Source organism: Microbacterium sp. Leaf203 (genome assembly GCF_001421275.1).
Taxonomy (GTDB): Bacteria; Actinomycetota; Actinomycetes; order Actinomycetales; family Microbacteriaceae; genus Microbacterium; species Microbacterium testaceum_A.
Map to the genome: position 1 here is coordinate 330,799 of NZ_LMKF01000031.1, position 12,367 is coordinate 343,165.

A 12,367-nucleotide genomic window follows, 5' to 3' on the forward strand; every position below is an offset into this window, starting at 1 on the left:
ACCCCGGCCGTTCCGGCGGCGGAGTGGTGGAGCCGGGAGTGCGGGGATGCTCGATCAGTTCTGACACTTGACGCCCCCGAGCAGTCCGCCGACCAGGCTGGAGAGGACGACCGGCTGTTCGTTGCTGGGCGGTGACGTCCACTTCTGGGTGACGGCGGTGACGGTGATCACGACAGTGCCGCCGTCGAGCAGCGCCCTCACCACCGACGCCAGGAGCGATGTCAGCACCGAGCCGGTGATGTCGATCGTCGTGGCGGTCACGCCCGTCGCGACCACCTGGGCGGCGCCGTTCGCGGAGTTCGTGGCGGTCACGGTGTACGACGTCGCGTCGGTGATCGGGGACCACGAGATCTGCGCGTACGACGACAAGCCGAGTACCGCCGGCTTCGACGTGCACGTCGTGACGGGCGCCGCGAGTGCGGACGTGCTGAGCGAGAACGCCGGCGCGGAGGTGGACGCACGCCACGCGGCCGCGGCGGCGGTGGGCACGGTGAGCGCCAGGGCCAGGGCGGCGGCTACGGCGACGACCGCACGACGACGGCTCACGATGTCGCCTGATCGACGGTGATGGTGATCTGCGGGGTGAGAGCGATCGCCTGGGTCGTGGACGGAGCGCTCGGGTCGAGAGTGACGCGCAGGCACAGGTCGACCGACGCTCCGAGCGCGTATCCGCCGGCTGGGGCGTACCCACCCGCGGGCAGGGGCGTTCCCGTCCCGCAAGCCCCGACGAACACCTGTGTCGAGACGTACGGCGCGAGCGCTGCCGACACCGACGCCGCAGCGTTCACTCGCCAGCGCAACGTGTCACCCGACCCGGTCGCGCTCACGCGCAGGGCTGCGGTGTCGCTGGAGCGCCCCGGTAGGAGCGGTTTCCACGCACTCCAGCTTCCCGTCCAGCTCGCCGCGGCTCCGAGCGAGCCGGTCGAGGTCACCCCAGCGGTGAGCGGGCGGCGGTCCGACCAGACGGCGTGTGCCGCCACGGTGCCGGGGCCCAGCACGAGCGCTGCGACGAGGACCGCGGTCCACCGGACGCGCCGTGGAACGCGATCGTCGCGACGGTGCATTGTCAGTCCCTCAGCTGGAGGCCTGGGTCAGCGAGAACGCGAGCTGGTTGAGGTCCACGGGCGTGTTCACGCCCACGAGGTTGGGCGTCGTCGAATCGAAGGTGACCGTGACGGTGGCCGTCAGGGTTCCGGCCGTGGCGGGAGTCACGCGATAGGTGTTGGTCCCCGTCTGCGCTCCCAGTCCGGTGATGTTCACCGCGACCTTCACGTAGGGGGCTGCGGGACCGGTGACGAAGCTGGCGCCCTGGGTGACCGCGAGGTCGGCGGCGAGGGTGTCGCCGACGAGGGTGACGGTGACCGGCTGCGTGAGCGTGAGTACGTCGCCCGGGACGATCTTGACGTTGGTGAGGTTCGACACCGACGTCGCCTGCCCGAGGACGCCCTTCAGGCTCCACGAGCCCGTGCCGAGCGACAGGGCGAGGTTTCCGGAACCTACGGTCCCCGCGGTCAACGCGGTCTGCGTGGTCCAGAACGCGTAGGTGCCGCCCCCGCCGAGAAGCAGGGCGGTGCCGGCCGCGATCGCGAGGATCGCCTTGGTGCGGCGGTGTCGTCGGGCCGGGCGGGCGGTGCGGGTGCGGGTAACGGGTTCGGTCGACTGCGACATGAGGTCTCCAAGGGCGATGCGGCTGTGGTGGGACCGAAACTATGAGCCGTGATCAGGATCGCCGCTACTGATCCGCGGGCCGGAGCTACGGTGTTCGCCCACCCTCGGTAGTGCTCTCGCGCTTCTCGGTAGCTCCTCGGTAGGGCTAGCCTCGGGCTCATGCCGATCGCCCCCGATGCCTCTGTTCTCGCCCTCAGCGGAGCCGCTCCGAGCCTGGACGACACCGCGTTCGTGGCGTCCGGTGCGCGCATCATCGGCGATGTCACGCTCGGCGAACAGGCCAGCGTCTGGTACAACGCCGTCGTCCGCGGTGACAGTGCGCGCATCGTCCTGGGCGCGCGCAGCAATCTGCAGGACAACGTGTCCGTGCACGTCGACGCCGGGCGCCCGGTCACCATCGGTACCGACGTCTCGGTGGGGCACAACGCCGTCGTGCACGGCTGCACGATCGGTGACGGCTCGTTGATCGGTATGGGCAGCGTCGTCCTGTCGGGCGTCGAGATCGGTCCCGGGTGTCTGATCGCCGGGGGAGCTGTCGTGCTCGAGGGCACCGTCATTCCCGAGGGATCGCTGGTTGCGGGCGTCCCCGCGAAGGTGCGGCGCGCGCTCACGCCGGAGGAACGGGCGAAGATCCTCCGCAACGCGCAGACGTATCTCGCGCACGTCGAGCGCCACGGCTCGGCGAGGCGGATTCAGGATGCCGCAACCCCGGCGGACGGCGACAGTTCCGGCGCGTAACCTCGCGCGCATGCACATCACATCGCTCGCCCCGAGTGAGATCTTCGTCTTCGGCTCGAACTCGTCGGGGGCGCACGGCGGGGGAGCGGCGCAGTTCGCGATGGACCGCTTCGGCGCGATCTGGGGTCAGAGCGAAGGCCTGCAGGGGCAGTCGTACGGGATCGACACGATGTCGGGACTCGACGTCTTCGAGGAGCAGGCGCGGCGATTCGTGGCCTTCGCCGCGGAGCATGCCGAGCTGCGCTTCCTCGTGACCGAGGTGGGCTGCGGCATCGCCGGTTACCGACCCGCGCAGGTCGCGGGCTTCTTCGCGGGAGCGGGCGAGAACGTGGTCCTGCCGGAATCGTTCACGAGGGAGCTCGAGCGCTGATTCGCCGGCGTCAGCGTCCGAATTCGAGCGCTCCGCCGGCGAAGCTCACGCCGTCGGGCAGTCGGGCGTCGGTAGCCTCAGGGCTCACGGGGAAATCCAGGTCGAAGGCGTCGACGTCGTCTGCCGTCGCGGAACCCGAGAACGCGACGCTGTATCGCGCCGGGAGCAGCGAGGCGTAGGTCGACTCGGCCCCCAGGTCGAGGGTGAGCGCGCCCGAGATCACCAGCCGGCCGTCTCCGCCGCCGGAGCGGAGAATGGTCGGCATGCCCGACCACTGCTCGATTCGCGGCGGATCCGCCTGGTCGAGCATCAGATTCAGCTCACGGTCGTCGTCACCGAGGCGGAAGTCGACCTGGACGGCGACCTTGTCGTCGATATCCGTGGCGACGGAGATGCGCGCGTCGGCGGGGTGTTCGACTGCCTTCGCGTAGAACTCGTCGGTCATCGCCTCTCGTGCGAACGACGTGGTGTCGGAGAGGTACGTGGACGCCTGCTGCGCGTCACCGCGTTCGAGAGCGGTCATGAACGCGGTCACCGTCTCACGCTGCGCGCTGAAGTCGCCACCGGAATCGGGACTGCCGGCGCAGCCAGCGAGACCGGCCCCCATGATCGCTGCGAGCGACAACGCGAGAGCTCGCCGTGTGACCGTCGTTCCGCGCATCGTCCGCCCCGCCCTCCGCCAGCGTGTGCGCCCCCGCGCACGGCAGAAAACGTAGCAAACACCAAGGCGTCAGCGAGAAAGTCGCGAATCGATGCGCGATGCGCTAGCAACGGCTCGGACAGGAATTGGAGGGGCTGACGAGAATCGAACTCGCATCATCTGTTTGGAAGACAGAGGCTTTACCACTAAGCTACAGCCCCGGAATTCCGCGGTTTTCTGACGAACCGCGGAGTCGGACGACACCCACTCTACGACACCCTGAGGCCCGTCGCGAACGCGGGGGAGTCGGCATCCCTCCGCTCTCGTACGCAAGGGGGTCGGCAAAATCGGCGCAGCCAGGGGGATCGACTAGACTTTCAGCGGTCGTTTCGTCGGCGCGTGCCGCGCGCCGCCCCGGGGCGTAGCTCAGCTTGGTAGAGCGCCCGCTTTGGGAGCGGGAGGCCGCAGGTTCAAATCCTGTCGCCCCGACGAACGGCCCCACAGACCACAGGCCCAATCGGCCCCCGCGTGCGCGCGGGCCACACGAGGAGAACGAACCGCATGGTCAACAGCACCGTCGAGAAGCTCAGCCCCACCCGGGTCAAGCTGCACATCACGGTTTCGCCCGACGAGCTCAAGCCGAGCATCGCCCACGCCTACGAGCACATCGCCCGCGACGTGCAGATCCCCGGCTTCCGCAAGGGCAAGGTGCCCGCGCCGATCATCGACCAGCGCATGGGCCGCGGCGCCGTCATCGAGCACGCCGTCAACGAGGGGCTCGACGGGTTCTACCGCGCGGCCGTCGAGGCCAATGACCTGCGCGTCATCGGTCGTCCGAACGCCGAGATCGTCGAGCTCCCCGAGCTCAAGGACTTCTCGGGCGACCTCATCGTCGACGTCGAGGTCGACGTGCGCCCCGAGTTCGACCTGCCCGCGTACGACTCGATCACGGTGACGGTCGACGCCGCCGAGCTCGACGAGGCCGGTATCGACGCCGAGCTCGACCGCCTGCGTGCGCGCTTCGGCACGCTCATCACGGTCGACCGTCCCGCCAAGACCGGTGACTTCGTCGAGCTCGACCTGGTCGCCACGATCGACGGCAACGAGATCGACCGCGCCGAGGGCGTGTCGTACGAGATCGGCTCGGGCGAACTGCTCGAGGGCATCGATGAGGCCATCGAGTCGCTCACGGCCGACGAGCAGACCACGTTCCGTTCGAAGCTGGTCGGCGGCGAGCACGCCGGTGAAGAGGCCGAGGTCTCGGTCACCATCACCGCCGTCAAGGAGCGCGAGCTCCCCGAGGCCGACGACGACTTCGCGCAGATGGCGTCGGAGTTCGACACCATCGCCGAGCTGCGCGAGTCGCTCAGTGAGCGCGTGTCGCAGCAGTCCGTCTTCACGCAGGGCTCGGCCGCGCGCGACAAGTTCATCGAGGCGCTCCTCGAGGCCGTCGAGATCCCGGTTCCGCCGCAGCTCATCGAGGACGAGGTGCACCAGCACCTCGAGGGCGAGAACCGCCTCGAAGACGACGAGCACCGCGCCGAGGTCACCGAAGCGAGCGAGAAGCAGTTCCGCACGCAGATGGTGCTCGACAAGATCGCCGAAGACGCCAACGTCCAGGTGTCGCAGGACGAGCTGACCCAGTACCTGATCCAGTCGGCTGCGCAGTACAACATGGCGCCGCAGGACTTCGTCAACGCGCTGCAGCAGGGCAACCAGCTGCCCGCGCTCGTCGGTGAGGTCGCCCGCAACAAGGCCCTCGCGATCGCGCTCGGCAAGGTCACCGTCGTCGACACCGACGGCAAGCCCGTCGACCTGACCGGTTTCGTCGCCGTCGAGGGCGAAGAGCCCGTCGAGGGTGACGACGCTGCGGACGAGGCTCCCGCCGAGGAGGCCGCCGCTGAGGAGGCTCCCGCGAAGGCGCCCGCCAAGAAGCGCGCCCCCGCGAAGAAGAAGGCCGACACTGACGAGGCGCCCGCCGCGGAGGAGGCTCCCGCTAAGGCTCCCGCCAAGAAGCGCGCCCCGGCCAAGAAGAAGACCGACGAGGCCGCTGACAGCGAGTAAGTCGTGACGAAGGGGGCGGATGCCGTGGCATCCGCCCCCTTTTCCGTCCCCGGGCGCCGTCCGGGGGGAACGGCCCCGTTGAGTGTCCAGAACACTCGGACCGCGTCTCGAAGCGTCCGAGTGTCGTGGACACGCAGTGCGTGAGCATGGGGTCAGAACGATGATGAGGATGCGACACATGAACGACTGGCAGAGCAGAGTGGATGCCGTGTGGGCCGATGACACGCTCAGCCCCGAGCACGTGATCGAGCGGATCGACGAGCTCGCCACCGAGCGCCCGGCGGACGATGCGGTGGCGCTGTTCGAACGCGCCGGGGCGCGTGACTCGGCCGGCGTCGAAGACGAGGCGGAGGTGCTGTACCGCCGCGCCCTGGAGATCGGGTTCGACGACGAGCGACGCACGCGGGCGACGATCCAACTGGCGAGCACGATCCGCAACCTCGGCAAGACCGAAGAGTCGCTCGCGATGCTCGAGGCGGAGTACGAGCGCGAACCGCGCGGGCCTCTCCACGACGCGGCCGCCGCCTTCTACGCCCTCGCGCTCGTGTCGAACGGAAAGCCCGAGCGGGCGGCATCCATCGCCCTTCAAGCTCTCGCCCCGCACCTGCCGCGCTATACCCGTTCCGTCACGGGATATGCGCGAGAAATCGCCGACCAGGCGCGCTGATCCGCCCGCGGCGAACACGGCATCCCGCTCCGGAACGCGCCGGTAGATTCATTTCAGATCACGGAAGAGGAGCACACATGCCCGAACCCCTTATGGCAACGAGCGTCTTCGACAGACTGCTCAAGGACCGCATCATCTGGCTCGGTTCCGAGGTGCGCGACGACAACGCCAACGAGATCTGCGCCAAGATCCTGCTGCTTGCCGCAGAAGACCCGCAGAAGGACATCTACCTCTACATCAACTCGCCCGGCGGCTCGATCACGGCCGGCATGGCGATCTACGACACGATGCAGTTCGTGCCGAACGACATCGTCACCGTCGGCATCGGCATGGCGGCCTCGATGGGCCAGCTGCTGCTGACCAGCGGTACCAAGGGCAAGCGCTACATCACGCCGAACGCGCGCGTGCTGCTGCACCAGCCCCACGGTGGCTTCGGCGGAACGTCGAGCGACATCCAGACGCAGGCGCAGCTCATCCTCGACATGAAGCGCCGTCTCGCCGAGATCACCGCGGCCCAGACCGGCAAGAGCGTCGAGCAGATCAACGCCGACGGTGACCGCGACCGCTGGTTCACCGCTCAGGAAGCCCTCGAGTACGGCTTCGTCGACCACATGCGCGAGCACGCCACCGACGTCACCGGCGGCGGCGGAACCGCGGCCTGAGCCGAGAGGAAAAGGACACCATCATGAACATCCCCACTTTCGGCGGCGCCGCATCGCACATGCCCTCGAGCCGCTACGTCCTTCCTCAGTTCGAGGAGCGCACGGCCTACGGCTACAAGCGCCAGGACCCGTACAACAAGCTGTTCGAAGACCGCGTGATCTTCCTCGGCGTGCAGGTCGACGACGCGTCGGCCGACGACGTCATGGCGCAGCTGCTCGTGCTCGAGTCGCAGGACCCCGACCGCGACATCATCATGTACATCAACTCGCCCGGTGGCTCGTTCACGGCCATGACGGCGATCTACGACACGATGCAGTACGTCTCGCCGCAGATCCAGACGGTCGTGCTCGGTCAGGCCGCCTCCGCGGCATCCGTGCTGCTGGCCGCCGGCGCCCCCGGCAAGCGTCTCGCCCTGCCGAACGCCCGTATCCTGATCCACCAGCCCGCCATGGGCGAGGCCGGACACGGACAGGCGTCCGACATCGAGATCCAGGCGCAGGAGATCCTCCGCATGCGCACCTGGCTCGAAGAGACCATGGCGCGTCACACCGGTCAGGACGTCGCGAAGGTCAACAAGGACATCGACCGCGACAAGATCCTCTCCGCCGCCGAGGCGATGGAGTACGGCATCGTCGACCAGGTGCTCACGACCCGCAAGCGCACCCCGGCGGCCCTCACCGCCTGACGCGCTCGCGACACGACGAAGCCCCGCAGACCCGTTTCGGTCTGCGGGGCTTCGTCGCGCATGGGGCGTGAATACGGTCGGTGCTCGCGCAGGGTCGGGGATTCGCGCAACCTCAGTTCGACGGGGCGGATGCCGACGGAGGTTGTGCAGATCGCGGAGGTTGTGCGCGCGGCGACGAGAGCTCCGCACAGGATCAGGGATTCGCGCAACCTCAGCTCGCAGGGAGAATTCGAGCCTGAGGATGTGCAGATCACGGAGGCTGCGCGGCAGGGAAGGTCCGCGCCCTCCGCGGAAGCGCGACGGGACGCCGTGTGTCCGCCGTGGGCGATCACGACACCGCCGCGCGCGCGAATGCCCTTGGATCACCCGGGCTCGGGTTAGGCTCGGGTAACACACCGGCGGGGGCCGGGTGACGGGAGGAACCGGCCATGGCACGTATCGGTGAGAGCGCCGACCTGTTCAAGTGCTCCTTCTGCGGCAAGAGCCAGAAGCAGGTACAGCAGCTGATCGCCGGTCCGGGCGTCTACATCTGCGACGAGTGCGTCGAGCTCTGCAACGAGATCATCGAAGAGCGCATGGCCGAATCGTCGGCCGGCGAGGTCGCCGAGTTCGACCTGCCCAAGCCGCGCGAGATCTTCTCGTTCCTCGAGGAGTACGTCGTCGGGCAGGAGCCCGCCAAGCGCGCCCTCGCCGTCGCCGTCTACAACCACTACAAGCGCGTGCGCTCGCACGGCACCCTTCAGCCCGCGGAGCAGCGCGCCGAAGAGATCGACATCGCCAAGAGCAACATCCTGCTGCTCGGGCCCACCGGTTGCGGCAAGACCTACCTCGCCCAGACCCTCGCGAAGCGCCTCAACGTGCCGTTCGCGGTCGCCGATGCCACCGCCCTCACCGAGGCCGGCTACGTCGGTGAAGACGTCGAGAACATCCTGCTGAAGCTCCTGCAGGCCGCCGACTTCGACGTCAAGCGTGCCGAGACCGGCATCATCTACATCGACGAGGTCGACAAGATCGCCCGAAAGGCCGAGAACCCCTCGATCACGCGCGACGTGTCGGGCGAGGGCGTGCAGCAGGCGCTGCTGAAGATCCTCGAGGGAACGGTTGCTTCGGTTCCGCCGCAGGGCGGCCGCAAGCACCCGCACCAGGAGTTCATCCAGATCGACACGACGAACGTCCTGTTCATCGTGGCCGGTGCCTTCGCGGGCCTCGAAGAGATCATCTCGGCACGCGTCGGCAAGCACGGCGTCGGTTTCGGCGCACCGCTGCAGCGCAAGGAGGACGCGCCCGACCTATTCAGCGAGGCCCTGCCCGAGGATCTTCACAAGTTCGGCCTGATCCCCGAGTTCATCGGTCGCCTGCCCGTCGTGGCATCCGTCTCGCCCCTAGACCAGGACGCGTTGATGGAGATCCTCACGGCACCGCGCAACGCGCTGGTCAAGCAGTACCAGCGGATGTTCGAGCTCGACGGTGTGCAGCTCGAGTTCGAAGAGGACGCGCTGCGCGCGATCGCCGACCTCGCCGTCTTGCGGAAGACCGGCGCGCGCGGTCTGCGCGCAATCCTCGAAGACGTCCTGGGCCCGATCATGTTCGACGTGCCCTCGGCCGACGACATCGCTAAGGTCGTCATCACGCGTGCGGCCGTCGAAGACCGCGCGCAGCCGACCATCGTGCTGGCGCAGAAGCGACGGAGCGCGTAACCCGCTTCGCTCACACCTCACCTACGGACCGGGGGGACCGAATGGATGTCGACACCGACCAGCTGTCACTTGCGCAGCAGGTGCTGGAGAGGCAAGCCGGACACGGGCAGGCGATCGGGGAGCACCTCGAAACGTACGCCCGCCTGAACGCGGGAGAGCTGGGCCTGATCCTGCAGCTGTTCCAGCCGATCAGCGACGGCATCGTCGACGTCGGAAAACGCGTCGCCGACATGTCGTCGCAGGCCTTCGGCATCGGCACCGAGCGGATGGGCGAGACGGTCGCGGCGTATCGCGCTGCCGAGCAGACGGCTCACGACGCGATCGCTCAGGTCGCCGCGTCGCTCGGCGTCGACACGCCGCCGTATTCGCCGGGCACCGCGCCGACTCTCGGCGCTGCACAGGGCGGGGCCTCGAGTCGCTACGGCGAGCCCGACGGGAACCTGTTCAACCAAGCCTTCTGGGACGGTTACTCCGCCGTCGAGTGGGCCGACGGGACGGCATCGGGAATCTCCGACCGCGTGGGAGACGGACTGTCCGCGTCTCGAACGGTCACCGAGAAGCAGGACGTGCGCTCGTACCTCCCTCGACCCCAGGGCGAGGATCCCGAGATCGAGAGCATCCGTTGGAAGGCGGGTCCGATCTTCGGCGGAGTGGACTGGCTCTTCGAGGAGCTCGTCGGCTACTCACTCCTCGAAGAGGTGACGAAGCCCTTCTCGGGCGACTGGGAGCGCATGCGCGAGGCGCAGTTCGCCTGGACGCACGCGGGGGATGCCATGAGCGCGATCGGTCAGAACGCGATGGGGCTTCTGCCGCCCCTCGCGTCATGGACCGGCAAGGGCTCCGAGGCGTTCGTCGCAGCGGCCGGCGTGATGTCGCAGGCCCACACCGTCGTGGCAGGACCCGCGGGCACCGTGGCGACGGCGATCAAGGTGCTGATCCTGTTGTGCAAAGAAGCCGTCGGTAAGATCCTGAAGATCCTCGACCGTCTCGCGCAGAAGCTTCTGCGGATCGCGGCCGAAGCTGCGGTTCCCGTGGCGGGTTGGCTCGTGGCGGCCGTCGAGGCGGGAATCGCCGTGTACGACCTGATCCAAGATGCGCGGTGGGCGTACAAGTGGATCAACATGATCTACGACCTCGTCTCGGGGATGGTCGGAAATATCGGCACGATGACCGACAGTGCGATGCGCATGGCCGACCTGTACGAGGGTCTGGCGCGCGGAGCGGCGGCGCGAGTCTGATGGCACGCATCGACGACCCGATGATGGATCACGTTCCCGGCCCCGACGACGATCGGCTGGTCGGCGACTTCCGCACGATGGCGGAGACGTTCGCACGACTTCTTCGCGAAGACGACGAGCGCGAGAACGCGCGCGCCGCGATCGAGGCGGAGGAGCGCCGAGAGGCCGACGAGCATCGTGCCGCCCGTGCTCGTGCCGGCGAGATGGGCGCGGAGTGGCGCACGGTGCAGTCGCGCATCGACCTCGGCGAGACCAGCCTTGAAGCGGTCTTCCGCGGCGAAGATCAGACTTCTGCCGCCCAGGCTCTGCGGAAGATGTCATCCGAGAATCTCCGCGCACTGCGGGAGTCGTGGGACGAAGTCGACGACGACGTCACGGAGGACGACGATCGTCCGTCACCTGACGCTGAGTTCGACGCCGCCGCCCGCCAATCGCACGAGCGCTACACCGAAGCACTGGCGAAGATCCGCGACGCGCTCGAACTCGCGCGTCGCGACGTGTGAAGGGAGAGTCCTCGCTCATGACGTCTTTTTCGATCAAGCCCGATCGGCTCGTGGAGACGGCCTCGTCCATCGACGCCGCCGTTCAGCGCACCGCAGCCGAGACCGCGACGCTCGCCTCTGCACGCAACACCCTTCTCGGGGGGTGGCAGGGCGACGCGGCTGACGCGTACGCCGCCAAGCAGGGGGACTGGCTCTCGGAGATGACCCGCTTGGCCGATGTCGGCCGCGCCGCCGCCGACGCGGCCCGGACGGCGGCCCAGGCCTATCGCGAAGCCGATGACGCCGTGGGGAGGGCGTGGTCGCTGTGATCATGCGCGGATCCGGAGAAGACGCCCACATCGGTCCCGTCCGATGGAACGGATTGACGCGGGGCGGGGCGCGGATGCTCGTTCGTGAAGAGCCCTCCAGCGCGGTCCGCCGCGCCACGGATGCGCTCATCGCGGCGGGATTCTCCGACGGGGGCGACGCCTTCGCCACCGCGATCCGGGAGAGCGGGTCGGAGTGGACCGCCCATGACGTCCGCCTCGGCGACGTGGCGAAGTCGTGGAAGCGCGGAGTCGTCGAGTTCTTCGCGGAGGGAACGGGCTTGGAGTTCTTCCCCAAATTCTGGAGAGGGGCGACTCCGACGGTGGTTGTCGCCTGTGCGCGACAGATAGACGAGGGGACCGAGTTGCTCGTCTACCCCCACTATTCGGTACGCGGCGGCGCCGATCGCAATGACGCGGCGCCTCTCGTCCGTCAGGCGGTTCAGGGGCTCTCGGACGCGTACGGAGCCTCGGGGGCACTCGTCTCCAGCGAGAAGCTGCTCTCCATCAAAAACGACGGTTCACCGGCGTCGCAAGCCGTCGTGCGCGAGGTGCTCGGCTGGCGCTGACGCGCACGGCAAGATGGAGAGCGTGCTCTCCGACCTCGATCTGCCCACGACGGTGACCGCCCGCATCTCAGAGGTGACCGTCCGCCGGGCGAAGCCGACCGACCTGCCCGCGTTGATGGCGCTCCTGGCAGATGACCCCGTCAGTGCGGCACGGGGCGATCGAGCCGATGCCTCGGACGAGGGAACGTACGCCACCGCATTGCGAAGCGTCCTCGAGGCGCCGTTGAACGATCTGATCGTCGTCGACGACGCGGCGGGGGAGGTGATCGGCACCCTGCAACTCACCGTCATCCCCGGCATGGCGCGTCAGGGGGCCACCCGGCTGCTCGTCGAGGCGGTCAGGGTGTCTTCGAGTGTGCGTTCCGGCGGGATCGGCAGCGCGGTGATGCGCTGGGTGATGCACGTCGCCGCACCCGCGACCGGCGCGGCCCTCGTGCAGCTGACCTCTGACGCTGCGCGCGTGGACGCTCACCGGTTCTACACGCGTCTCGGTTTCGCCGACTCGCACGTCGGCTTCAAGTACGCGGTCTGAGCCTGCGTGCCCGGACGCCGAGAGCGGC

16 protein-coding genes and 2 tRNA genes are annotated in these 12,367 nt (G+C 68.3%); 13 read left to right on the forward strand and 5 right to left on the reverse strand.

Annotated features, from left to right (window positions below; genetic code table 11):
- Nucleotides 1–54: 54 nt before the first annotated feature.
- Genes ASE56_RS17250 through ASE56_RS14315 form a run of 3 tightly spaced genes read right to left on the reverse strand, consistent with a single transcriptional unit; the run spans nt 55 to nt 1,668 of the window.
- Entirely contained in the window at nt 55–546 is a 492-nt protein-coding gene (locus ASE56_RS17250; protein ID WP_056231045.1) for a hypothetical protein, read from the reverse strand.
- Complete coding sequence (locus tag ASE56_RS17255) at nt 543–1,064, reverse strand: hypothetical protein (protein ID WP_056231048.1); 522 nt, start codon at nt 1,062–1,064, stop codon at nt 543–545. The genes ASE56_RS17250 and ASE56_RS17255 overlap by 4 nt, the downstream gene beginning before the upstream one ends.
- A gap of 10 nt (nt 1,065–1,074) precedes the next feature.
- Nucleotides 1,075–1,668 carry an alternate-type signal peptide domain-containing protein gene (locus tag ASE56_RS14315; protein WP_056231050.1) on the reverse strand — a complete coding sequence of 198 codons (594 nt, stop codon included), beginning with the start codon at nt 1,666–1,668 and terminating at the stop codon, nt 1,075–1,077.
- Between the two features lie 159 nt (nt 1,669–1,827).
- Here ASE56_RS14315 and ASE56_RS14320 point away from each other — a divergent pair, with 159 nt between their 5' ends.
- Nucleotides 1,828–2,406 (forward strand): gamma carbonic anhydrase family protein, encoded by a 579-nt coding sequence (locus tag ASE56_RS14320; protein WP_056231054.1) that lies wholly within the window; start codon nt 1,828–1,830, stop codon nt 2,404–2,406.
- A gap of 10 nt (nt 2,407–2,416) precedes the next feature.
- Nucleotides 2,417–2,776 (forward strand): hypothetical protein, encoded by a 360-nt coding sequence (locus ASE56_RS14325; RefSeq protein WP_056231057.1) that lies wholly within the window; start codon nt 2,417–2,419, stop codon nt 2,774–2,776.
- Nucleotides 2,777–2,786: 10 nt separating this feature from the next.
- Here ASE56_RS14325 and ASE56_RS14330 read toward each other — a convergent pair whose 3' ends face one another.
- Complete coding sequence (locus ASE56_RS14330; RefSeq protein WP_143017874.1) at nt 2,787–3,311, reverse strand: hypothetical protein; 525 nt, start codon at nt 3,309–3,311, stop codon at nt 2,787–2,789.
- Nucleotides 3,312–3,563: 252 nt separating this feature from the next.
- Nucleotides 3,564–3,637, reverse strand: a tRNA-Gly gene (locus ASE56_RS14335).
- Between the two features lie 194 nt (nt 3,638–3,831).
- On the opposite strand from ASE56_RS14335, the gene ASE56_RS14340 reads away from it, so the two are divergent.
- The 11 genes from ASE56_RS14340 to ASE56_RS14390 all read left to right on the forward strand — a co-directional run bounded on the left by ASE56_RS14340 (nt 3,832) and on the right by ASE56_RS14390 (nt 12,339).
- Nucleotides 3,832–3,905, forward strand: a tRNA-Pro gene (locus tag ASE56_RS14340).
- A gap of 72 nt (nt 3,906–3,977) precedes the next feature.
- A complete protein-coding gene (gene tig, locus ASE56_RS14345) occupies nt 3,978–5,480 on the forward strand; it encodes a trigger factor (protein ID WP_056231063.1) in 1,503 nt (500 codons plus the stop codon).
- 178 nt (nt 5,481–5,658) lie between these two features.
- Nucleotides 5,659–6,147, forward strand: coding sequence for a tetratricopeptide repeat protein (locus ASE56_RS14350; RefSeq protein WP_056231066.1), 489 nt, complete (start codon nt 5,659–5,661; stop codon nt 6,145–6,147).
- Between the two features lie 77 nt (nt 6,148–6,224).
- Nucleotides 6,225–6,809 (forward strand): ATP-dependent Clp protease proteolytic subunit, encoded by a 585-nt coding sequence (locus ASE56_RS14355; protein ID WP_056231069.1) that lies wholly within the window; start codon nt 6,225–6,227, stop codon nt 6,807–6,809.
- Nucleotides 6,810–6,832: 23 nt separating this feature from the next.
- Entirely contained in the window at nt 6,833–7,495 is a 663-nt protein-coding gene (locus ASE56_RS14360) for an ATP-dependent Clp protease proteolytic subunit (protein WP_056231073.1), read from the forward strand.
- 428 nt (nt 7,496–7,923) lie between these two features.
- The gene (gene clpX, locus ASE56_RS14365) at nt 7,924–9,192 is read left to right on the forward strand and encodes an ATP-dependent Clp protease ATP-binding subunit ClpX (RefSeq protein WP_056231076.1); all 1,269 of its coding nucleotides are present in this window, start codon (nt 7,924–7,926) and stop codon (nt 9,190–9,192) included.
- Between the two features lie 41 nt (nt 9,193–9,233).
- Nucleotides 9,234–10,430: a hypothetical protein gene (locus ASE56_RS14370; protein WP_056231079.1), complete on the forward strand. Its 1,197-nt coding sequence runs from the start codon at nt 9,234–9,236 to the stop codon at nt 10,428–10,430.
- Nucleotides 10,430–10,933, forward strand: a complete 504-nt coding sequence (locus ASE56_RS14375) for a hypothetical protein (RefSeq protein ID WP_056231081.1) — start codon at nt 10,430–10,432, stop codon at nt 10,931–10,933. The genes ASE56_RS14370 and ASE56_RS14375 overlap by 1 nt, the downstream gene beginning before the upstream one ends.
- Nucleotides 10,934–10,950: 17 nt before the next feature.
- Nucleotides 10,951–11,241, forward strand: a complete 291-nt coding sequence (locus tag ASE56_RS14380) for a WXG100 family type VII secretion target (RefSeq protein WP_143017870.1) — start codon at nt 10,951–10,953, stop codon at nt 11,239–11,241.
- Nucleotides 11,242–11,315: 74 nt separating this feature from the next.
- Nucleotides 11,316–11,807 (forward strand): hypothetical protein, encoded by a 492-nt coding sequence (locus ASE56_RS14385; protein ID WP_156371746.1) that lies wholly within the window; start codon nt 11,316–11,318, stop codon nt 11,805–11,807.
- 22 nt (nt 11,808–11,829) lie between these two features.
- Entirely contained in the window at nt 11,830–12,339 is a 510-nt protein-coding gene (locus tag ASE56_RS14390; RefSeq protein ID WP_056232332.1) for a GNAT family N-acetyltransferase, read from the forward strand.
- Nucleotides 12,340–12,367: the final 28 nt, after the last annotated feature.